The organism is Xenorhabdus sp. SGI246 (genome assembly GCF_040838225.1).
GTDB lineage: Bacteria > Pseudomonadota > Gammaproteobacteria > Enterobacterales > Enterobacteriaceae > Xenorhabdus > Xenorhabdus indica.
This window is the reverse complement of record NZ_JBFPEZ010000049.1, coordinates 44906-67288: the sequence shown is the minus strand read 5'-3', so window position 1 is coordinate 67288 and position 22383 is coordinate 44906. Positions and strand designations below refer to the sequence as shown.

Annotated in this window: 18 protein-coding genes; 15 read left to right on the top strand and 3 right to left on the bottom strand. The window is 42.9% G+C overall.

All coding sequences use genetic code 11. The features are described 5' to 3' along the window. Nucleotides 1-61: 61 nt before the first annotated feature. On the top strand, nt 62-571 hold the full coding sequence (gene tadA, locus ABLA85_RS12585) for a tRNA adenosine(34) deaminase TadA (protein WP_367964598.1): 510 nt from the start codon (nt 62-64) through the stop codon (nt 569-571). Between the two features lie 4 nt (nt 572-575). On the opposite strand, the gene mltF is transcribed toward tadA, so the two are convergent. Next, nucleotides 576-2036, bottom strand: coding sequence for a membrane-bound lytic murein transglycosylase MltF (gene mltF / locus ABLA85_RS12580; RefSeq protein WP_367964596.1), 1461 nt, complete (start codon nt 2034-2036; stop codon nt 576-578). A gap of 266 nt (nt 2037-2302) precedes the next feature. Here mltF and purL point away from each other — a divergent pair, with 266 nt between their 5' ends. The 6 genes from purL to glnB all read left to right on the top strand — a co-directional run bounded on the left by purL (nt 2303) and on the right by glnB (nt 12822). Beyond that, nucleotides 2303-6217 carry a phosphoribosylformylglycinamidine synthase gene (gene purL, locus ABLA85_RS12575; RefSeq protein ID WP_367964655.1) on the top strand — a complete coding sequence of 1305 codons (3915 nt, stop codon included), beginning with the start codon at nt 2303-2305 and terminating at the stop codon, nt 6215-6217. A gap of 819 nt (nt 6218-7036) precedes the next feature. After that, nucleotides 7037-8476: a sensor histidine kinase gene (locus ABLA85_RS12570; protein ID WP_367964594.1), complete on the top strand. Its 1440-nt coding sequence runs from the start codon at nt 7037-7039 to the stop codon at nt 8474-8476. A gap of 5 nt (nt 8477-8481) precedes the next feature. Next, nucleotides 8482-9402 carry a two-component system QseEF-associated lipoprotein QseG gene (gene qseG / locus ABLA85_RS12565; RefSeq protein ID WP_367964592.1) on the top strand — a complete coding sequence of 307 codons (921 nt, stop codon included), beginning with the start codon at nt 8482-8484 and terminating at the stop codon, nt 9400-9402. Beyond that, nucleotides 9399-10736 (top strand): two-component system response regulator GlrR, encoded by a 1338-nt coding sequence (gene glrR / locus ABLA85_RS12560; RefSeq protein WP_367964590.1) that lies wholly within the window; start codon nt 9399-9401, stop codon nt 10734-10736. The genes qseG and glrR overlap by 4 nt, the downstream gene beginning before the upstream one ends. Nucleotides 10737-10845: 109 nt before the next feature. Continuing rightward, nucleotides 10846-12468 carry an NAD+ synthase gene (locus tag ABLA85_RS12555; RefSeq protein WP_367964588.1) on the top strand — a complete coding sequence of 541 codons (1623 nt, stop codon included), beginning with the start codon at nt 10846-10848 and terminating at the stop codon, nt 12466-12468. A 15-nt stretch (nt 12469-12483) separates the two neighbouring features. Next, on the top strand, nt 12484-12822 hold the full coding sequence (gene glnB / locus ABLA85_RS12550) for a nitrogen regulatory protein P-II (RefSeq protein ID WP_367964586.1): 339 nt from the start codon (nt 12484-12486) through the stop codon (nt 12820-12822). Nucleotides 12823-13023: 201 nt separating this feature from the next. On the opposite strand, the gene hmpA is transcribed toward glnB, so the two are convergent. Continuing rightward, a complete protein-coding gene (gene hmpA / locus ABLA85_RS12545; protein ID WP_367964653.1) occupies nt 13024-14229 on the bottom strand; it encodes an NO-inducible flavohemoprotein in 1206 nt (401 codons plus the stop codon). A 337-nt stretch (nt 14230-14566) separates the two neighbouring features. On the opposite strand from hmpA, the gene glyA reads away from it, so the two are divergent. Both glyA and ABLA85_RS12535 read left to right on the top strand, forming a co-directional pair. Further along, on the top strand, nt 14567-15820 hold the full coding sequence (gene glyA / locus ABLA85_RS12540) for a serine hydroxymethyltransferase (RefSeq protein ID WP_367964584.1): 1254 nt from the start codon (nt 14567-14569) through the stop codon (nt 15818-15820). 163 nt (nt 15821-15983) lie between these two features. After that, entirely contained in the window at nt 15984-17210 is a 1227-nt protein-coding gene (locus tag ABLA85_RS12535; protein WP_367964583.1) for a 3-phenylpropionate MFS transporter, read from the top strand. Nucleotides 17211-17334: 124 nt separating this feature from the next. Here ABLA85_RS12535 and suhB read toward each other — a convergent pair whose 3' ends face one another. Beyond that, a complete protein-coding gene (gene suhB / locus ABLA85_RS12530; RefSeq protein ID WP_367964582.1) occupies nt 17335-18138 on the bottom strand; it encodes an inositol-1-monophosphatase in 804 nt (267 codons plus the stop codon). 125 nt (nt 18139-18263) lie between these two features. On the opposite strand from suhB, the gene trmJ reads away from it, so the two are divergent. From trmJ to hscB, 6 genes are all read left to right on the top strand, one after another. Continuing rightward, entirely contained in the window at nt 18264-19019 is a 756-nt protein-coding gene (gene trmJ, locus ABLA85_RS12525) for a tRNA (cytosine(32)/uridine(32)-2'-O)-methyltransferase TrmJ (RefSeq protein WP_367964580.1), read from the top strand. A gap of 139 nt (nt 19020-19158) precedes the next feature. Further along, complete coding sequence (gene iscR / locus ABLA85_RS12520; RefSeq protein ID WP_367964578.1) at nt 19159-19653, top strand: Fe-S cluster assembly transcriptional regulator IscR; 495 nt, start codon at nt 19159-19161, stop codon at nt 19651-19653. 48 nt (nt 19654-19701) lie between these two features. Continuing rightward, nucleotides 19702-20916: an IscS subfamily cysteine desulfurase gene (locus ABLA85_RS12515; protein ID WP_367964576.1), complete on the top strand. Its 1215-nt coding sequence runs from the start codon at nt 19702-19704 to the stop codon at nt 20914-20916. A 24-nt stretch (nt 20917-20940) separates the two neighbouring features. Next, complete coding sequence (gene iscU, locus ABLA85_RS12510; protein ID WP_367964574.1) at nt 20941-21327, top strand: Fe-S cluster assembly scaffold IscU; 387 nt, start codon at nt 20941-20943, stop codon at nt 21325-21327. 124 nt (nt 21328-21451) lie between these two features. Further along, nucleotides 21452-21775, top strand: a complete 324-nt coding sequence (gene iscA, locus ABLA85_RS12505; RefSeq protein ID WP_367964572.1) for an iron-sulfur cluster assembly protein IscA — start codon at nt 21452-21454, stop codon at nt 21773-21775. A 31-nt stretch (nt 21776-21806) separates the two neighbouring features. Beyond that, a complete protein-coding gene (hscB, locus tag ABLA85_RS12500) occupies nt 21807-22328 on the top strand; it encodes a co-chaperone HscB (RefSeq protein ID WP_367964570.1) in 522 nt (173 codons plus the stop codon). Nucleotides 22329-22383 lie beyond the last annotated feature (55 nt).

The window sequence follows — 22383 nt, the reverse complement described above, 5'->3', positions numbered from 1 at the left end:
CCAACATTAATAATGAATAGGTATATAATTAACACGATTTATATTAGCAAGAGAACGTGTAGTGGCAGAAATATATAGTGATGAATATTGGATGTGCCGGGCCATGGATTTGGCATTACAGGCACAGGCACAAGGGGAGATCCCTGTGGGTGCGTTGTTGGTGGCGGATAATAAAATTATTGCTGAAGGTTATAACCTCCCCATTACAGATCATGATCCGACAGCTCACGCAGAAATTATTGCTTTACGGCGTGGAGGGGCTCAGTTAAAAAATTACCGTCTGTTGAACACAACACTATATGTTACTTTGGAACCGTGCGTTATGTGTGCGGGAGCAATGATCCACAGCCGGATACAGCGATTAGTTTATGGTGCAAGTGATATGAAAACCGGTGCGGCAGGGTCATTGATTGATATTTTGCGTCATCCTGGTATGAATCACCAGATTGAGATTACTGGCGGAGTATTGGGACAAGAATGCTCCACTATGTTGAGTGCATTTTTCAAGCAACGTAGGGAGCAACATAAGGAATTAAAAAAGTTGAAAAAACAGCGGCAGGAAGCACTATAAAAAGTTACAAAGTATTCTCATTTGTATCATCAGGGTTGCTGACGGTGGTTTTTTCAGTGGGTATATTGGGCTTTTCTGCCTTGTTGCGGCTGTTTTGTGCTCTCAGATAGCCTTCTAAGCTTTGGTAATAACGACGAATATTTTCGACGTAGCGATAGGCCTCATAACCGCGTGCATAACCGTATGTGGTATTGGCATAGTATTTTTTCTTACTTAATAGAGGAATGCGTGATTTAACATCCATCCAGCGGTCAGGGTCACCTTTTTGCATGGTCGTTAATTTCCGGGCATCAAGAATATGTCCATACCCCATATTATAAGCGGCTAATGCGAACCAAATCTTCTCATCTTCAGGAATAGTATTCGGTAAACGAGACATCAGGTAATGCAGATAAGCCATTCCCCCTTTTACACTTTCGTCTGGATCAAGGCGGTCTTTGACTCCTGCCCATTCTGCTGTTGGGCGAGTCAGCATCATCATGCCACGAACGCCTGTGGGAGAAGTAGCTTGTGGATCCCAATGTGATTCCTGCCATGCAATAGCTGCAACTAATTGCCAGTCGAGGGAGCCCGCGTATTTCGTAAAAATAGGCTGATATGTTGGTAATAAGTTATTAATTGCACGAATGAATGAGATAGTGTCAAAGTAATCGAATGAACCAATATGGCTGAAATATTTTTCTTCCAGCCGTGGTGTTATATGGTTTTCAGTCAGCATGTTGAAAAAATCCAGCATTGCTGAGTAGAGGCTATAGTCATCATTACGCTTCAAATACCAGGTTAATGGTTTATCTTCACTGACATCAAAAGCGATAGCCAGATTGGGATGGATGCGCTGTTGCAGAGCAAGACTGATGGAATCGCTGATCGTATAGTCAACTTTTCCTTCGGATACTTGCTCAAGCAATTGCTGGGTATTGTGATGCGACGATTCTTCCCAGGTTAAATCAGGATAAGATTTTTCTTTCCACTGTTTTAGTTCACTGACATGGGCAGAGCCTGCGGTGACAACCAGTGAGCCTTTTAAATCAGCAAAAGAACGTGGGCGCACTGTACCTTTGCGATAAACCAATTGTTGGGATACTGAATAATAGGCTGGGCCAGTCCGTGTTTGGTCGAGTCTTTCTCTGTTATAGATAAGACCGGCAGCTAAAAAATCGGCTTTATCAGTGTCTAAGTCATCAAAAAGCTGGCTGATATTAGAACGAAACTTAATACTCAGTTTGACACCCAGATAGTCAGCAAATCGTTTGGTTAAGTCATAATCAAATCCTACAGGTTCATTTTTATCATTAAGTGAAATCAGAGGAGAACTGATGGTGCTCACCCGAAGTTCTCCCCGTGCCAAGATCCTGTTTATCTGCTCCTGCTGTTTATTAGGCCAACTGATGTTGAGACCAATGATTGTGGCAGAGAGGAGCGCGATAATGACGATGACAAAATAATTTATCTTGATATTGCTCAAACAGTTATCTCTCGTCAGTACGGTTAGGCTCCGTATGAAATGTCAGATAATAGCATGGTTAAATTTCCAGTAATCGGGAATTTTGCGCAACAAAATTGAGATCTGCAACCCTATTGAATCAATTTTAAAAATCCATTGAATGTGTTGTTAGGTTAATTAATGCTCACGCAAACGGTTTCGTCAGAGAAAACATTCCTCTATAATGTCGGCGTTTCCCCCCAAGGCATCAGTCAGGCTTTGCTTCTAAGATGAGAGAACCTATTACTATGGAAATTCTGCGTGGTTCGCCCGCTTTATCAGCGTTTCGTATTACTAAGCTCCTTTCCCAGTGTCAAGCTCAGCAGCTTCCCGTGGCCGCAATTTATGCAGAATATGTGCACTTTGCAGAAATAAATTCACCTCTTACGGTAGAAGAAAAGGAAAAATTAAACAGGCTACTAAAATATGGCCCTTCTTTAGCTGAACATGAACCTAAAGGTCAACTGTTTTTAGTCACTCCCCGGCCAGGGACAATATCGCCGTGGTCATCAAAAGCGACAGAGATAGTTCACAATTGCGGACTGAAACAGATCGTCCGTTTGGAAAGAGGGATTGCTTACTATATCCAATCTGATGTTATCCAGAATAATATCCACGGAAAGGCAATGGATGACAAACAGTGGCAGGTGTTATCTGCATTATTGCACGATCGCATGATGGAAAGTGTGTTTACTCAGTTTGAACAGGCTGAAGCCCTGTTTTCTCACCAGCCGCCTGCGCCATTGAAGCAAATTGATATCTTGCAATCAGGGCGGACTGCATTGGAATCTGCCAATGTTGAGTTGGGATTAGCGCTGGCGGCAGATGAAATTGATTATCTGTTACAAGCTTTCCAGGAATTAGGGCGCAATCCAACTGATGTTGAACTCTATATGTTCGCACAGGCGAATTCTGAACATTGTCGCCACAAAATTTTCAATGCGGATTGGGTGATCGATGGGCAGGAGCAACCAAAGTCTCTGTTTAAAATGATTAAAAATACCTTTGAACAGGCACCAGAGCATGTTTTCTCTGCTTATAAAGACAACGCAGCGGTAATGGAAGGCTCTCAGGTAGGGCGGTTTTTCCCTGATCCTGAAAAGGGAGTATATGACTATCATCAGGAACCTGCCCATATTTTGATGAAAGTCGAAACCCATAACCATCCGACAGCAATTTCTCCCTGGCCGGGAGCGGCAACAGGATCTGGCGGGGAAATTCGTGATGAAGGAGCAACAGGGCGGGGAGCAAAACCCAAGGCCGGGTTGGTTGGTTTTTCTGTCTCGAATCTGAAAATCCCCGGATTTGAACAACCGTGGGAAGAAGAATTCGGTAAACCTGAACGGATTGTCAGCGCACTGGATATCATGTTAGAAGGCCCTTTGGGCGGAGCGGCATTCAATAATGAATTTGGCCGCCCGGCATTGTTGGGGTATTTCAGAACATATGAAGAGAAAGTGGAATCCCATAACGGTACAGAATTACGTGGCTACCATAAACCAATCATGCTGGCCGGTGGCATCGGAAATATTCGTGAAGAACATATTCAGAAAGGGGAGATCCCTGTTGGTGCCAAATTGATTGTACTGGGTGGCCCAAGTATGAATATTGGTCTGGGTGGTGGAGCCGCTTCTTCAATGACATCAGGCCAATCTGATGCGGAACTGGATTTTGCCTCTGTACAACGCGATAACGCAGAAATGGAACGTCGTTGTCAGGAAGTCATCGACAGTTGCTGGCAGCTTGGTACTAAGAGCCCTATTTTGTTTATCCATGATGTTGGGGCGGGCGGCTTATCAAATGCGATGCCTGAATTAGTCAGTGATGGAGGACGAGGAGGCCATTTTGAGCTGCGAAATATCCTTAATGACGAACCGGGTATGACGCCATTGCAGGTGTGGTGTAATGAATCTCAGGAACGTTACGTATTAGCTGTCGCACCGGAACAGCTTACCCTGTTTGAAGATATTTGTCGGCGTGAGCGTGCTCCGTATGCAGTGATCGGCGAAGCGACAGAAGAACGTCACCTGCTATTGAACGATAATCATTTTGATAACCAGCCAATTGATATGCCGTTGGATGTTCTGCTCGGCAACACGCCAAAGATGCTGAAAAATGTAAATTCACTAAAAGCACAGGGTAAAGGGCTGGAGCGCGCAAGTATCGATTTAGCCGAAGCGGTAAAACGTGTTTTGCATTTACCCGCAGTGGCAGAGAAAACATTTCTGATTACCATCGGCGATCGTTCGATAACAGGCATGGTAGCAAGGGACCAGATGGTTGGGCCATGGCAAATACCTGTTGCAGATTGCGCAGTCACAACAGCCAGTCTGGATAGCTATTATGGTGAAGCTATGTCGATGGGAGAACGTGCTCCTGTTGCCCTGCTGGATTTTGCCGCATCAGCACGTATGGCTGTCGGGGAAGCGTTGACCAATATTGCATCGGCTTATGTACAAGATTTGAAGCGGGTAAAACTGTCAGCGAACTGGATGTCAGCATCAGGTCATGCCGGAGAAGATGCCGGATTGTATGCGGCGGTGAAGGCGATAGGTGAGGAATTATGTCCTGCGTTAGGCTTGACTATACCTGTCGGCAAAGATTCCATGTCGATGAAAACCTGCTGGATTCAGGATGGTGAAGAGCGTGAAATGACAGCTCCGCTTTCATTAGTTATCAGTGCGTTCGCACGGGTGGAGGATGTTCGCTGTACTGTCACTCCCGAATTGTCTACTGATGATAATAATGCGTTATTGCTGATTGATCTGGGACAAGGACAAAATGCACTGGGAGGAACGGCATTGGCTCAGGTTTATCGCCAGCTTGGTGATAAGACCGCAGATGTTCGCAGTACGGAACAACTTGCTAATTTCTTTAAGGCGATCCAACAGTTGATTGCAGAACAAAAACTGCTGGCTTATCACGATCGTTCTGATGGTGGTTTGCTGGTGACATTGGCAGAGATGGCATTTGCAGGACACTGTGGTTTACATGCCGATATCAGCGCATTTGATGAAGATATCCTGGGGGCATTGTTTAGTGAAGAATTAGGCGCAGTGATTCAGGTTCGTGAAACAGACAGACAGCAGATTGAAGCGCTGTTAGCTGATTATGACCTCAGTGAATGCTTACACTACTTAGGCAAGGCTAAAGCGGGAGATGACTTTGTGATCTTCAGCAACAATATGGAAGTTTATCGTCAAAATCGCAGTACATTACGTTTATGGTGGGCAGAAACAACCTGGCAGATGCAGCGTCTGCGTGATAATCCTGAATGTGCTGATCAAGAACATCAGGCAAAACAGGATGTGAATGATCCCGGCCTGAATGTGAAATTAACCTTTGATCCGGCAGAAGACATTGCGGCTTGTTACATATCGAAACAAGTACGTCCGCGAGTTGCTGTATTGCGTGAACAGGGGGTTAACTCCCATGTCGAAATGGCGGCCGCATTCCATCGTGCAGGTTTTGAAGCCGTGGATGTCCATATGAGTGATTTGTTGAGTGGACGGATCACGCTGGAACAGTTCCAAACATTGGTGGCCTGTGGCGGTTTTTCATATGGAGATGTCCTTGGTGCAGGTGAAGGTTGGGCAAAATCCATTCTGTTTAATTCACGGGTACGTGACGATTTTGCGAACTTTTTTGCAAGACCGGATACATTATCTCTTGGTGTATGTAATGGTTGCCAGATGATTTCTAACCTGCATGAACTGATCCCAGGCACAGAACATTGGCCGCGCTTTGTACGTAACCACTCAGAACGTTATGAAGCTCGTTTCAGTCTGGTTGAAGTTATGGACAGTCCTTCGTTATTTTTGCAGGGCATGGCGGGGTCTCGTTTACCAATTGCGGTTGCTCATGGTGAAGGTCAGGTCGAGTTCAGAAACAGCCAGAGTTTGGCTGAATTGAAAAAACACCAGCAGGTTGCAATGCGGTTTGTGGATAACTATGGTCAGGCGACAGAAAATTATCCTGCAAACCCCAATGGTTCTGCTGAGGGGATCACTTCTGTCACCAGTCTTGACGGTCGCGTGACTGTGATGATGCCACATCCAGAAAGGGTATTCCGTACTGTCAGTAACTCCTGGCATCCCAAAGAGTGGCGAGAAGATGGCCCGTGGATGCGTATTTTCCGCAATGCACGTAAGCAGTTAGGCTAGTATTCAGTTCTTCTTTCTTTATAAGTTTATAAGGCTCTGCATATTTGTCAGAGCCTTTATTTTTTCGTTTCTTTATCATAGATAATATTTTCCTTTGCATATGGCTTTTATATGTCATTAAATTTACTGTGGTATTTGATTTTTCTAGTAGTTTCTTATGATAAGAACAATGTTATTTAAATGTTTTTTTGGTTAATGATATTTGAGTTATGAGTTAAAGAAGTTAATTGTTTTATAAAAGCGTCTCTAAATTACGACAATGGTATATTTTGGTGTCTCAAAAAGGAGACATTTAATCAATTGATTTTATTTGAAAAATATATTTATGTGGTTTGGTGTCATCAATTGGCGACAAAAGTATATGACGTGAATAAAAGAATACGCATAAAAAAATGTGAACATTAAAGAGATTTTTATTTTTATTCATTAAAATCAATATATTAAATAAAATTTAAAAACTTGGCACGCTATATGCTTAATAGATATGTAGTTGCTCATTCAATTTTTTATGTTGGCCCACAAAGTAGGGTGGAAACATGCCACATAAGCCAGGAATGACGCCAAAGTAAGGTGCCTACCGTCCAATTAATGATATTCGCTTTCTGGCCTTATCAAGCAATGGGCGACACGTGGAGTGAGGCACCACCTATCTGTTTATCAATGATCCTCACTGGCGGGGGTAGTAGAAAAAATACTACCCCGCCGTCATTATTGGAGACAATGTCTTCCCTCCGCGTCTTATGCACAAGTATCATCTTGACATACCACTCTTTATAGCTATTTATGTCGGTTAGCATCAATGAAATTACAGGTTATAAGATGATTTCTCTGAAAAAATGGCGTTTATTTCCCCGCTCATTGCGTCAATTGGTTGTCATGGCTTTCTGGCTGGTGCTGTTGCCGTTGTTGGTACTGGCATATCAGGCATACCAAAGCCTTGCTCAGCTCAGTACACAAGCAGCAGAAATTAACCGCGCAACGCTATCTGATGCCCGGCGCAGTGAAGCAATGATAAATGTCGCTCTTGAGATGGAACGCAGCTACCGTCAGTATTGTGTATTGGGAGATATCAGGCTGGAAAAACTCTATCAACGTCAATATCAACAGTATACCAGTATGTTGAATAATCAAATGGCAATGCTGGCTAATAGAGAATATAAGGATAAATTCAATCAACTTTTGTCGGGCCTGACAAATATCACTTGTAATAATGGTGTACCAGAGCCTGCGACAGCTAAATTGCTTGAGCAGTTCTCAAACGCTAATAATCAGTTAGTACAGGAAACACGCAATATCATTTTCACCCGTGGTGAGCAATTGCAGAAAGACATTGCTGATAAGGGGCGGTTTTTTGGCTGGCAAAGTTTAATTCTATTCCTGCTGAGTGCTTTCTTAATCGCACTTTTTACCCGGATGATCATTGGGCCGGTAAAAGGCATTGAACGAATGATCAATCGATTAGGTGCAGGACAAACACTGGAAAGTAAGATTGAATCCTTTAAAGGTCCCAGAGAATTACGTTCACTGGCATTGCGGATTATTTGGTTGAGTGAGCGTCTATCCTGGCTTGAATCTCAACGACATGAATTTTTACGTCATATCTCTCATGAATTGAAAACACCACTCGCCAGTATGCGTGAAGGTACGGAATTGTTGGCGGATGAAATTGCCGGGCCACTGACAGTCGACCAAAAAGAAGTGGTCAGTATTCTGGATAGCAGTAGTAAACATTTGCAGCAGCTTATTGAGCAATTGCTCGAATATAATCGTAACATCGTGAATAATCCCGCCGAACACCAGATGATATCTTTAAAAGAACTCGTTGATAGTGTTGTTCTGTCACATCAGTTGCCTGCACGGTCAAAAAATATTTATACAAAAATCCAATTGGATGCTGATAATTGTTGGGCTGAACCTAAACTATTGATGCGAGTTATTGATAATCTCTACTCCAATGCAGTGCACTATGGCGCTGAATCCGGTAACATTTGGATTTCCAGTCGGCAATTAGATAAAAATATTCAGATTGACATTGCCAATACAGGAACGCCTATCCCTGATTTAGAAAAAAGCATGATTTTTGAACCATTTTATCAAGGAAAACTTCAACGCAAAGGAGCGGTCAAGGGAAGTGGCCTTGGTTTGAGTATTGCGCAGGACTGTATTAAACGGATGGGAGGGAAACTTCATCTGATAGAAACTGACTTTGCTGATGTATGCTTTCGGATTGAACTGCCATTAACCGCAGAGAATGACTAAATAATATGCACAACAGGTTTATTCACCACTTTATGATGAAGACGGAGCAGCAAAATATTGAGACCCAAACAATGAAAAAAACGGCGATTATAGCGTGTTTGTTTGAACGGGCTTCACTCCTGCGTTTTCGTACCATGATTTTACTGCTTGTTCCCTATTTACTGACAGGGTGTGTCTCAAATTCCAGTTCTGATGATTTAGTCACGATTGCCGAATCTATTATACCAGAGCAACGTGTTACAGATTATCGCATCAAGGGGTGCGATGTGATGTGGGATATTGCAAAGCCAGCCGCAATGGAAAATGGTCTTTATTGGTTAAAATTGATGGACTGTACGAATAAACTGCCTCCAGTAGAAGCCCGCAATATGGCAAAACAGTTTACGCCGACAGATTGGTCACAAGTTTTCAAGCAGAGTATCCTTATCGACCAAGCTGCACCGTCATTAATTGAACGGCGTAAGATTATGGAAAGTTTGAATCGATATAGCCTGCAATTTCCGTCTTCAATATTGTCATTGTTGCAGTTGTGGAGTGAACAGCAATATTTAAAAATCAATCTGGCAGAACAAAAGTCAAAATATCAGCGATTACAATTTGATAGTGATGCCAGAATTGATCGATTGAAAGAGACACGGGCCCGTTTAGAATATGAACTGCGCTCAATATCCCGCAAATTAGAGAACCTAACGGATATTGAACGTCAGCTTTCTTCCCGCAAGCAAGTCCAGAACAACTCTAACTCTCCGATTTCAGGTGAAACCGGACAAGGTGAAAAAGAACATGCAGTTGATACGGGCAACAAAGTGAATAACACTAAGCCGGAAACTACACCGGAAAACAAGCCAGAAACAGGATCAGAGTTAACCCCGCAAACGAAAACAGAAGCTAATTCCTCAGAAGAAAAAGGAGCTGAATCACCATGACCGTACGCAATCCCGCTCATCTTCTTTTAGTTGATGATGATCCAAGTCTATTAAAATTATTGGGGATGCGTCTGACTAGTGAAGGATTTCGTGTCACAACAGTGGAAAGTGGGCATGAAGCATTACGTATGTTGCTGAAAGAGAAAGTGGATTTGGTCATTAGCGACTTACGCATGGATGAAATGGATGGCATGGCGTTGTTTGCGGAAATCCAAAAACAGCATCCCGGTATGCCGGTGATTATTCTCACAGCACATGGCTCTATCCCGGATGCTGTTGCTGCGACACAACAAGGGGTATTTAGTTTTCTGACTAAACCAGTTGACCGTGATGCACTTTATAAAGCCATTGATGATGCGCTGGAATTATCAACACCAGCTATAGATGGAAAGTGGAGTGAACAAATTGTCACACGCAGCCCGCTAATGTTGCGTCTGCTGGAGCAGGCGAAAATGGTGGCTCAATCTGACGTTAGTGTTCTGATTAATGGGCAAAGTGGAACGGGTAAGGAAGTTCTGGCTCAGGCTATCCATCGTGCAAGCCCGCGTGCGAAAAAACCTTTTATTGCAATTAATTGCGGCGCTTTGCCTGAACAACTGTTGGAGTCTGAGTTATTTGGTCATGCTAAGGGTGCATTTACTGGGGCAGTCAGTAGCCGGGAAGGTCTATTTTTGGCCGCACAAGGAGGAACTCTGTTCCTTGATGAAATTGGTGATATGCCATCAGCACTACAAGTCAAATTATTAAGGGTCTTGCAGGAGCGTAAAGTCCGTCCTTTGGGAAGTAACCGAGATTTGGATATTGATGTCAGGATCATTTCCGCAACTCACCGTGATTTGCCAAAAGCGATGCAGCGTAATGAATTCAGGGAAGACCTCTATTATCGATTAAACGTAGTTAACCTGAAAATCCCGGCTCTAAATGAACGTGCAGAAGACATTCCTTTATTGGCAAATCATTTGCTGCGTGAATCGGCTAAACGCCATAAACCTTTTGTACGCAGCTTTTCCACTAATGCGATGAAATGTCTGATGGCCGCAAGTTGGCCGGGTAATGTCCGCCAATTGGTCAATGTTATCGAGCAATGTGTAGCGTTGACGACAGCCCCGGTGATTAGTGATGCTTTAGTCATGCAGGCATTAGAAGGTGAAAATACGGCATTGCCGACATTTGTAGAAGCGCGTAGTCAATTTGAACTGAATTATTTACGCAAATTATTGCAAATGACAAAAGGGAATGTTACCCATGCTGCTCGTATGGCAGGACGTAACCGGACAGAGTTTTATAAATTGTTGGCTCGTCATGAGTTGGATGCTAACGATTTTAAAGAATAACCTTTCTGTTATTTAAATCCATAAAGTTGAAACGGTATTTAAAGCCGTAAGAGATTGACTGTCTTCATCAGACAGAGAAGTGAATAATGGCCCAGGAGAGCCGCATTCTATGAGTCGTACTCTTAATATCGCCCTTGCTCAATTAAACTGGTTAGTAGGGGATATCGAAGGCAACAGCGATCGCATGTTGCAGACAGTGCAAGAGCAGCAAGAAAAGGGCGCTGATCTCGTCATGTTTTCTGAGTTAGCATTGTCGGGATATTTTCCTGAAGATCTACTGTTCCGTTCTGATTTTCATCAACGCTGTCGTGAACAATTAGTACGTTTGCAGGAGGCAAGCTCTCAGGTTGGTATTTTAGTTGGCCATCCGTGGCAACAGGACGGAAAAATATATAATGCCCTTTCTCTGTTCTGGAAAGGTGAAACCGTTGCCCGTTATTTCAAACAACAACTACCTAACTATGGTGTTTTTGATGAAGAACGTTATTTCAAAGCAGGCAAGCAAATCTGTGTTGTACCATTTAAAGGCTATAATCTCGGTTTGTTGATTTGTGAAGATCTGTGGTTCGATGCGCCGATTGATGCCTTGAAAGAAGCAGGATCTGATATCATTCTGTCCATTAATGCGTCTCCTTTTAATCGTGAAAAACCGAATATCCGTAGCACATTGATTAAATCACACTGTCAGCGTATTCACTTGCCAATAATTTACCTGAATCAGGTTGGTGGGCAAGATCAACTGATCTTTGATGGCTGCTCAAAAGTTTTTGATGTAAACGGTGAAATTACTCATCGCATGGTAGCCTTTGCAGAACAAGTTGAACAGTGTCGTTTCAATGACATGACAATTGAGCCGATGGCAAATCCGGCTCCCCAATTGCCGCCACTTGCACAAATTTACAAGGCATTGGTGCTCTCTGTACGTGATTATGTGCAGAAAAATGGTTTTAAGGGGGCATTACTCGGTTTATCTGGTGGTATTGATTCAGGTCTGACACTGGCGATTGCTGTTGATGCTTTGGGTAAAGAGTATGTACAGGCTGTGATGATGCCATTCCGCTATACCTCTGAAATGAGTATTCATGATGCCAGAGAACAAGCAGAATTACTCGGTGTTGAATTTGATATAGTGTCTATCGAGCCTATGTTTGATGCGTTTATGGCTCAATTGGAGCCTATATTTGCGGGTACAGAGAAAGATACCACTGAAGAGAATTTACAAGCACGTTGCCGGGCAGTCATCTTAATGGCAATGTCAAACAAGCGCCGTCGTTTGGTGTTGACAACCAGCAACAAAAGTGAATCGGCGGTGGGTTACTCGACCCTGTATGGTGATATGGCCGGTGGTTTTAATGCTTTGAAGGATGTTCCAAAAACGATGGTATTTGCATTAGCGAAATACCGTAATACAGTAGCTCCTGCTATTCCTCAGCGTGTCATTGATCGTCCACCATCTGCGGAACTGGCTCCTGATCAGCTCGATCAGGACAGTTTACCCCCGTATGACATGTTGGATGCCATCCTTGAGGGATATGTCGAAAAAGATAAATCTGTGGCTGACTTAATGGCTGAAGGTTTTGATGAAGCTATTATTCGTAAGGTGATCCGGTTGGTGGACATCAATGAATATAAACGTCGTCAGGCACCGATTGGTCCACGTATTACACAGCGTGATTTTGGTAAAGACAGGCGCTATCCGATTACGTCTGGTTTCGGGCGTAAGAACTGGTAATAACAGGAAAACTTCATGAAAAAGATTGATGCAATTATCAAACCTTTCAAGCTCGATGATGTGCGTGAAGCTCTGGCGGAAGTCGGTATCACTGGTATGACGGTGACAGAAGTAAAAGGTTTTGGTCGTCAGAAAGGACACACTGAACTGTATCGTGGTGCAGAATACATGGTGGACTTTCTGCCTAAAGTCAAAATAGAAATTGTCGTACCGGATGATATTGTTGATACCTGTGTCGATACTATTATGCAGATTGCACAAACTGGCAAGATCGGTGATGGCAAGATTTTTGTCTTTGATGTTGCTCGCGTTGTGCGAATTCGTACTGGTGAACAGGACGAAGAGGCGATTTAACCGCATTCCGTATTCTTTGAAAAGAGAATAGTTTGAAAGTTGAATTGCCTGAAAAAGTGATAACGGCGGTAATATGGGTAATTAATCCACCTCTCAATTAAGAGGTGGAATGCTGACATACCAAGTTGTCTTAACCGTTATCACTTATCCCCGAATTTATGCTTTTCACTGAATTTACAAAAAATTGTGCATAAATCCGTGTTAGAGCACTTTATGTGGGCCAAAACATTCATAGTGGATATGTTGCTCGTTAATGCCCATGGTTATTAGCTGCCTGGCAATATGTTGCATGAAAGCCAACGGCCCACAGAAATAGAATTGCATTCCTTCAGTACTTATCGCATCTTTTACAAGAGACAGATCCATCAATCCGGCATGTTGATAATGTACGCCATGCTGATCTTTATCTCTGGGTTCACGATACCAAACCTGAGAATTCAGAATCGGCATGGATTGGGCAATTTCTTTCACCTTATCGGCAAAGGCATGATAGCCGCCATGTTCTGCGGCGTGAAACCAATTGATCACACTTTGATGCTGCTGACTGTGCAGATATTGCAGCATACTCATCATCGGAGTTAATCCGACTCCCGCTGAAATGAGGGTAACAGGGGTATCAGGCTGGACATCAAGGAAGAAATCCCCTTTTGGTGCAGATAGCGATATGATATCTCCTTCCTGTACTTTGTCGTGCATATGATTCGAAATTTTGCCATAAGGTTCCCGTTTAATGGCAATTTGATAATTTCTGCCATTTGGTGCCGCAGTTAATGAATATTGACGAATTTCGCGGTTTTTAAAGGTTGGATCTTCCAGATAGATACTCAAATATTGCCCCGGTTTGTAATCCACGACTTTACCATCATCAACGGGTACAAACTCAAAGCTGGTAATGATATCACTTTGCGGTTGTTTACGGCTGACACGAAATTGACGTAAACCACGCCAACCTCCTGCCGAAGATTCGCTACCCTGATAAATTGCTTCTTCCCGATTGATAAAAACATCGGCCAATATATCGTAGGCTTTTTTCCAGGCGTCGAGAACTTCATCAGCCGGATGAAACAGTTCATCAATGGTTGCCAGCAGATGTGTACCGACAATTTTATAGTGTTCCGGTTGGATATTTAGGCTCGTATGTTTATGAGCAATCTTTTCTACGGCTGGTAGAAGAGCAGATAAATTATCAATATTAGAGGCATAAGCACAAAGGGCATTAAAAAGTGCTTCACGCTGATCGCCATTGGTTTGATGGCTCATGTTAAAAATATCTTTTAATTCAGGATTGTGTCTGAACATGCGTTCATAAAAATGAGCAGTCAACTTTGGCCCGGTGGAAACGATCAAAGGAATAGTGGACTTTATAGTTGCGATAATTTGGTTATCTAACATTATGGTCTCCTGAATTTTTCTTGATTAATGCTTAGAAACATAAGATGCATTTTAAATGCAACTTATACTGTTGAGGAATACATTAAAGCAAGAAAGAGATATTATCTTGATTTAAGTCAAAAACTCAGAATTTGTATTGCAGCAATAAAGATTTGACTGGAATCACAAAGAACAACAATAAATTTAAAGCGTGTAATCAGGATAGCATGGCATCCTGCTACAGGTGCCGAGGCAATCGTTTGCGTAAAATCTCTTGTCAAGACTATCTCATTTGATAAAAAGAGTTTACACTGTGTCAAATTCTGGCCCTCAGGGGTATTTTTTAGAGATGTAGCTGAGTCAGGAGAACCTAATGTTAAAGCGTGAAATGAATATTGCGAATTACGATCCCGAACTGTGGCAAGCGATGGAACAGGAGGTTTGTCGTCAGGAAGAACATATTGAATTGATTGCTTCTGAAAACTACACCAGTCCAAGAGTGATGCAGGCTCAAGGATCTCAGCTCACTAACAAGTATGCGGAAGGTTATCCGGGTAAACGCTACTATGGTGGTTGTGAATATGTTGATATAGTTGAACAACTGGCAATCGACCGAGCAAAAGAGTTGTTTGGTGCAGATTATGCTAACGTCCAACCACATTCAGGCTCTCAGGCAAATGCTGCGGTGTATATGACGCTGTTGCAACCAGGTGACACTGTTTTAGGGATGAATTTGGCACATGGTGGCCATCTGACTCACGGCTCTCCGGTTAACTTCTCAGGTAAATTGTATAACGTTGTTCCTTATGGCATTGATGAGAATGGCAAAATCGATTACGAGGATATTCGTAACCAAGCGTTGAAACATCAACCTAAAATGATCATTGGTGGTTTCTCTGCCTATTCTGGTGTGGTTGATTGGGCGAAAATGCGTGAAATTGCTGATGAAATCGGTGCATATTTTTTCGTTGATATGGCTCATGTTGCCGGTTTAGTGGCTGCGGGTGTTTATCCAAACCCTGTTCCTCATGCACATGTTGTTACAACCACTACTCACAAGACTCTGGCTGGTCCTCGTGGTGGTCTGATTCTGGCTAAAGGGGGGGATGAAGAGTTGTATAAGAAGTTGAACTCTGCTGTTTTCCCTGGTGGTCAGGGCGGTCCGTTGATGCATGTCATTGCCGGGAAAGCCGTTGCACTGAAAGAAGCAATGGAGCCGGAGTTCAAAATATATCAACAGCAGGTTGCGAAAAATGCCAAAGAAATGGTAGATGTGTTCCTGCAACGTGGTTACAAAGTTGTTTCCGGCGGTACTGACAACCATCTGTTCCTGCTGGATCTGGTGGATAAAGATATTACAGGTAAAGAAGCGGATGCAGCATTAGGGCGTGCCAACATCACTGTTAACAAAAACAGTGTACCTAACGATCCTCGCAGTCCGTTTGTCACTTCGGGTATTCGCATTGGTACTCCAGCAATTACTCGTCGTGGTTTCAAAGAAGCGGAAACCCGTCAATTGGCTGGCTGGATATGTGATGTATTGGATAACATCAATGACGAAGCAGTTATTGAAAGTGTTAAACAGAATGTGTTGGAGATCTGTGCGAAATATCCTGTTTACGCATAATTGAGAATAAAATACCGTCAATATTGAGCTTATACCCAAATAGATTTCAAGTTGCAGCCGATAAAGTGGTAGCTTGAAAGATGAAAGGTATATCAGGTATCAAGCCCGACTCATAACATTAGTTTTGAGCGGGTTTTTTGCATTAAAAAATGGGGGCATTTGGATGGTTGTTCCATCAACATTTTGGCTAGGGTTAGGTTATTTCACTTATTTTTTTGCTTTTGGAATATTTTTACCTTTCTGGTCAGTTTGGTTACAGGGAGAAGGTATTACTCCTTCTATGATCGGTGTACTGTTAGCTATCGGGTTAGTTTCTCGTTTCCTCGGTAGTTTATTTATTTCTCCTACTGTTAAAGATCCTTCTAAATTAATTAACGCATTAAGATTACTCTCCTTATTGGCTTTGGTCTTTGCTGTTAGCTTTTCTTTTAGTAGCCATTGGGTATGGGTTGCCCTTGTCATGATAGGTTTTAATCTGTTTTTTTCACCTCTGGTTCCTTTATCAGATGCTTTAGCGGGAACCTGGCAAAAACAGTTTACTTTTGATTATGGCAAGGTACGTGTGTGGGGATCGATTGCCTTTATTATCAGCTCTTCTTTAGCGGGGATATTGATGTCAGCCAATGGCATCGATTTAGGATCAGATTTCAGCATTTCCTTTGAAAAGATCAATAATTGGATTGGTGTCAATTTATTTGGTCATCACAATATCATCCTTATTTCCCTGATTTTCAGTGTTGCCATTATGTTGCTCGGAATGATGCTAAAACCTTCTATTATGCCGGAGGGCAAGATTAAGGTAGAAAATACCAACACAGTATCATTCAAGAAATTATTATCCGAAAAATCGGTATGGCAATTTTTATTATGTGTGACGTTGTTACAAGCTGCTCACGCGGGTTACTACAGCTTTGGTTCTATTTATTGGGAAAAGGCTGGCTATTCTGCATCAACTATCGGTTATCTCTGGTCATTGGGCGTTGTCGCAGAAGTTGTTGTTTTCACTTTTAGTAAACAACTATTTCGACACTGGAGTGCCCGTAGTCTTCTATTGCTCTCTGCCATTTGTGGGATTATGCGTTGGGGGTTAATGGGAACATTCACTGAGTTGCCAGTTCTGATTATTATTCAGATCCTACATTGTGGAACTTTTACAGTCTGTCACTTAGCTGCCATGCGCTTTATTGGTGCCAGAAAAGAAAATGAAGTTATCCGCTTACAGTCGGTTTATTCTGCGTTAGCGATGGGCGGTGGTATTGCAGTTATGAGCGCAATAGGTGGTTTTTTGTATGAGCATATGGGAAGCGGTATCTATTGGGTAATGGCACTGGTTGCATTACCTGCAATTTTCTTACGGCCTAAAGTAGAAGCCCAAATACATTCGTTGTGAAATACATGCGTTGTGAAATATGTTTATTGAGAAACACATCCATTATCAATAAAATCGTAAATAAAAAGGGCACCAATAAATTTGGTGCCCTGAAAATAACATTGCTCAAATAGTTGTTTTATAATTAACGTTTCAGTGCTTCAGTTAATTCTTCGCGCATCTCAGATAGCATGTCTTTAACAATACGTGGGCTGCCTGCAACGATGTTACCGGAACTGATATAGTTGTGACCACCAACGAAGTCAGTAACAATACAGCCAGATTCACGTACTAGCAGTTCACCCCCCATGAAATCCCATGGTTTCAGGCCGATTTCGAAGAAACCGTCAACACGTCCGGCGGCAACATAAGCCATATCCAGAGCCGCAGAGCCAGTACGACGAAAATCTGCACAGCGCTCAAATAATTTACCCAATACATTCATGTAAGGGATAGCGTGTTGTTTAGCTTTGAAAGGGAAACCAGTAGCAATGATTGTGCCATCCAGATCACGCGCATTAGTACCGCGCAAACGGTAACCATTCAATTGAGCACCTTGACCACGGGTTGCGGTAAACAGTTCATTACGCATTGGGTCGTAAACAACAGCCACTTCGGTGCGGCCTTTGATGCGCACAGCGATAGAAACAGCAAAATGAGGGAGACGTTTAATAAAGTTAGTAGTGCCATCCAGTGGATCGATCACCCATTGGAAATCGTCTTCTTCACCTAAATGCTCACCTGTTTCTTCAGTGATGATAGTGTGCTTAGGATAAGATTTACGGATAATATCAATGATCAGCTTTTCTGCTTCACGATCAACATTAGTGACGAAGTCATTACTGCCTTTTTGGCTTGCTTCGATAGCATCAGGAGTTTCATAACTTTTGGCAATGTAATTGCCGGCTTTACGCGCAGCGCGTATAGCGATATTTAGCATCGGATGCATGGGGTATCTTCCACCAGGATTTTAAAGAACGGGAAACAAATTGGCGCGCATTATAGCAGTAGTTCGTCAAAATGACTAATGCTGTGTTAAGATATTCGGCTCTTATACTGAAATTAAAAGCCGTCATGTTAGAGAACATCCGCATTATTCTGGTAGAAACCTCCCACACGGGCAATATGGGTTCAACTGCCAGGGCTATGAAAACAATGGGATTGACCAACCTTTATTTGGTCAATCCGCTCGTCCAACCTGATTCTCATGCCATTGCACTTTCAGCCGGTGCCAGTGATGTTATTGGTAATGCCACTATCGTGGATTCTCTGGATGAAGCATTGGCTGGGTGCGAATTGGTTATTGGAACCAGTGCTCGTTCCCGAACACTTTCCTGGCCAATGGTTGAACCACGTGAATGTGGTGAATGCTGTGTCAAAACAGCCCAAAATTCACCAGTAGCTATTGTGTTCGGCCGTGAGCGTGTGGGGCTGACTAACGAAGAACTCCAGAAGTGTAACTATCATCTCTATATTCCGACCAATCCAGAATATGGTTCGTTGAATTTGGCCATGGCTGTTCAATTGGTCAGCTATGAGATTCGTATGGCACACCTTGCTACTGAGGAAAAATCGCAAAAAGCGGATGCTGCCGATCATGAAGCTGAATACCCACTAGCTGAAGATATGGAACGTTTTTATCAGCATCTTGAACAGGTGTTAAGTCATTCTGGTTTTATTCGTAAAGCGCATCCTGGGCAGATAATGAACAAATTAAGACGCCTTTATACCCGCGCACGTCCGGAAGTTCAGGAACTGAATATCCTGCGGGGTATTTTAACTTCTATGGAAAAATGGGCTAGGGAATCACCAAAATCTGGCAGAAAATAGTCTCTATGGTAGAGGTTATGGGTGGTAACAGAATGAAAGACAACCAAATAATAGTTGAGTAAATTACTAGGTTAAATAGTTGACTAAAATACTCAGGAATGTCACAATTTCACCCATATTTCACCATGGAGTTTTTGTTATGAGACTGACATCAAAAGGACGTTATGCGGTAACTGCCATGTTAGATGTGGCATTGCATTCACAAGAAGGGCCAGTGCCATTAGCTGATATTTCTGAGCGTCAGGGAATTTCCCTTTCCTATCTTGAGCAGTTGTTTTCTCGCCTACGTAAGAATGGTTTGGTTTCTAGCGTCCGTGGTCCAGGCGGCGGTTATTTATTGGGCAGAGATGCCGGTAATATTTTCGTTGCCGAAGTGATTTCTGCTGTTGATGAATCCGTTGATGCAACTCGTTGTCAGGGCAGGGAAGGCTGTCAGGGCGGTGATCGCTGTCTGACCCATGCGCTTTGGCGTGATCTCAGTGATCGCATCACGAGTTTCCTGAACAGCATCAGCTTAGAAGAATTAGTGAATAATCAAGAAGTATTAGATGTTGCTGATCGTCAAGACAGCGATAAACGCCGTACGGCTAATGGCAGAGTTCAAGAGATGATTGACGTTAACCTGCGGGCTTAAAAAGCGGCAAACAGAAGTATTAAAAGAGTCTTACGGAGCATGTGAGCAATGAAATTACCCATTTATTTGGACTATTCAGCAACAACCCCAGTTGATCCGCGTGTTGCTGAAAAGATGATGAACTATCTGACTATGGACGGGGTTTTCGGTAACCCTGCTTCTCGTTCACACCGTTTTGGTTGGCAAGCTGAAGAAGCGGTTGATATTGCGCGTAATCAAATTGCTGATTTGATTGGTGCTGATCCGCGTGAAATTGTATTTACTTCGGGTGCAACAGAATCAGATAACCTTGGTATTAAAGGTGCAGTAAAATTCTATCAGAAAAAAGGCAAGCACATTATTACCAGCAAAACTGAACACAAAGCTGTTTTGGATACTTGCCGTCAGTTGGAACGCGAAGGTTTTGAGGTGACTTACCTTTCACCGATGAGCAATGGCATGATCGATATGAAAGAGCTGGAAGCTACAATGCGTGACGATACGATTTTAGTTTCTATCATGCACGTCAACAACGAAATTGGTATTGTTCAGGACATCGTAACCATCGGTGAAATGTGTCGTAGTCGCGGTATTATTTTCCATGTTGACGCAACGCAAAGTGTTGGAAAATTGCCTATCGATCTCAGCAAACTGAAAGTTGATCTGATGTCTTTCTCTGCTCATAAATTATATGGCCCGATGGGTATTGGTGCTCTGTATGTTCGCCGTAAACCTCGTGTCCGCATTGAAGCACAGCAACATGGTGGTGGCCATGAGCGTGGTATGCGTTCCGGTACATTGCCTGTTCACCAGATCGTGGGAATGGGTGAAGCTTACCGTATTGCAAAAGAAGAATTGAAAGCTGAGTCAGAGCGTTTGCGTGGTTTGCGCCTGCGTTTATGGAATGGCATTAAAGATATTGAAGAAGTTTACCTGAATGGTGATTTGGAACTGGGTGCACCACACATTCTGAATGTCAGCTTCAACTATGTTGAAGGTGAATCATTGATGATGTCGCTGAAAGATCTGGCCGTTTCTTCTGGCTCAGCGTGTACTTCTGCGAGTCTGGAGCCTTCTTATGTTCTGCGCGCACTGGGCATGAATGATGAGCTGGCACACAGTTCTATTCGTTTCTCTTTAGGGCGTTTTACTACAGAAGAAGAAATAGACTATGCAATCAAGTTGATTCACAACTCGATTGGTCGCCTGCGTGAACTTTCTCCATTGTGGGAAATGTTCAAACAGGGGGTGGATCTTAACACCATCGAATGGTCTCATCATTAATCAGGCGGTTTCAGGAGTAACGATATGGCTTACAGCAATAAAGTAATTGATCACTATGAGAATCCACGTAATGTTGGATCATTTGACAGTGAAGACCCTTCCGTAGGTAGTGGCATGGTTGGTGCACCCGCTTGTGGTGATGTCATGCGGCTGCAAATCAAGGTCAACGATGACGGTATCATCGAAGACGCACGTTTTAAAACTTATGGCTGTGGTTCTGCGATTGCCTCCAGTTCTCTCGTAACAGAGTGGATGAAAGGTAAATCACTGGAGCAGGCAGAAGCAATCAAAAATACGGAGATTGCTGATGAGCTAGAGCTGCCACCAGTGAAAATTCACTGTTCTATTCTGGCAGAAGATGCGATCAAAGCTGCAATTGCGGATTACAAGAGCAAACGCCAGGCTAAGTAATTCTTTTGGCTAGAAGAAAATAATTTGGTGGATATTGCTTCAATATCCACCTTTACTGGTTTTGAAAGTGATAATTTCCTAGATCATAGCTTCAAAGATCATAGTGTTAAAAGTGAGGTGTTGTATGTCAATTTCTTTGACAGAAAGTGCAGCCCAGCGTGTTTTAGCTTTTCTTGATAATCGTGGGAAAGGTGTTGGGTTGCGTCTGGGAGTGAGAACTTCCGGCTGCTCTGGTATGGCATATATACTTGAATTTGCTGATGCAATTAATGATGAAGATCAGGTTTTTGAAGACAAGGGCGTGAAAGTTATCGTTGATGGTAAAAGCATTGTTTATCTTGATGGTACCGAGTTGGATTTTGTCAAAGAAGGCCTGAACGAAGGCTTTAAATTCAACAACCCCAATGTTTCCAGCGAATGCGGTTGTGGGGAAAGTTTTAACGTTTAACCCCCGTACTTTGCGAAACCAAGAGTAACTTATGGACTACTTTACTTTATTCGGGTTGCCTGCGCGTTACGCGATAGACCGCCAACAATTGGCGACCCGCTATCAGGAGTTGCAGCGTCAGTTTCATCCTGATCGTTTTGCCAATCATCCAGAGCGCGAGAAAATGTTGGCACTTCAACAAGCTGCAACCATCAATAATGGTTATCAGACTCTGAAACATCCCCTGAAACGTGCAGAATATATGCTGTCTCAGCAAGGGTTTGATTTATCCAATGAACAACACACGATGCAGGATACTGCTTTCCTGATGCAGCAATTAGAGTTGCGTGAAGAGCTTGATACTATTGAACGTAGTGCGGAGCCTGATGTTGCATTAGCAGGTTTTTCATCTCGCCTGAATAAAATGATTAAAACTCGTAGTGAGCAGATGGAACAGCAACTGGAGACCGAACAATGGTCAATCGCAGCCGATACTGTCCGTAAGTTACGCTTTTTAGATAAATTGCAGCAGCAGGTCGAACAATTGGAAGAACGATTGTTGGATGATTTTTAGCCGAATTGCTTTTTGGTGAATAACGCTTGCTGATTTAGCTATACCCTATGGATTT

Coding starts and splice junctions, on each gene's coding strand:
- purL (WP_367964655.1), top strand. CDS start 2,303: ATGGAAATTCTGCGTGGTTCGCCCGCTTTATCAGCGTTTCGTATTACT.
- ABLA85_RS12570 (WP_367964594.1), top strand. CDS start 7,037: ATGATTTCTCTGAAAAAATGGCGTTTATTTCCCCGCTCATTGCGTCAA.
- qseG (WP_367964592.1), top strand. CDS start 8,482: ATGCACAACAGGTTTATTCACCACTTTATGATGAAGACGGAGCAGCAA.
- glrR (WP_367964590.1), top strand. CDS start 9,399: ATGACCGTACGCAATCCCGCTCATCTTCTTTTAGTTGATGATGATCCA.
- ABLA85_RS12555 (WP_367964588.1), top strand. CDS start 10,846: ATGAGTCGTACTCTTAATATCGCCCTTGCTCAATTAAACTGGTTAGTA.
- glnB (WP_367964586.1), top strand. CDS start 12,484: ATGAAAAAGATTGATGCAATTATCAAACCTTTCAAGCTCGATGATGTG.
- glyA (WP_367964584.1), top strand. CDS start 14,567: ATGTTAAAGCGTGAAATGAATATTGCGAATTACGATCCCGAACTGTGG.
- ABLA85_RS12535 (WP_367964583.1), top strand. CDS start 15,984: ATGGTTGTTCCATCAACATTTTGGCTAGGGTTAGGTTATTTCACTTAT.
- suhB (WP_367964582.1), bottom strand. CDS start 18,138: ATGCATCCGATGCTAAATATCGCTATACGCGCTGCGCGTAAAGCCGGC.
- trmJ (WP_367964580.1), top strand. CDS start 18,264: ATGTTAGAGAACATCCGCATTATTCTGGTAGAAACCTCCCACACGGGC.
- iscR (WP_367964578.1), top strand. CDS start 19,159: ATGAGACTGACATCAAAAGGACGTTATGCGGTAACTGCCATGTTAGAT.
- ABLA85_RS12515 (WP_367964576.1), top strand. CDS start 19,702: ATGAAATTACCCATTTATTTGGACTATTCAGCAACAACCCCAGTTGAT.
- iscU (WP_367964574.1), top strand. CDS start 20,941: ATGGCTTACAGCAATAAAGTAATTGATCACTATGAGAATCCACGTAAT.
- iscA (WP_367964572.1), top strand. CDS start 21,452: ATGTCAATTTCTTTGACAGAAAGTGCAGCCCAGCGTGTTTTAGCTTTT.
- hscB (WP_367964570.1), top strand. CDS start 21,807: ATGGACTACTTTACTTTATTCGGGTTGCCTGCGCGTTACGCGATAGAC.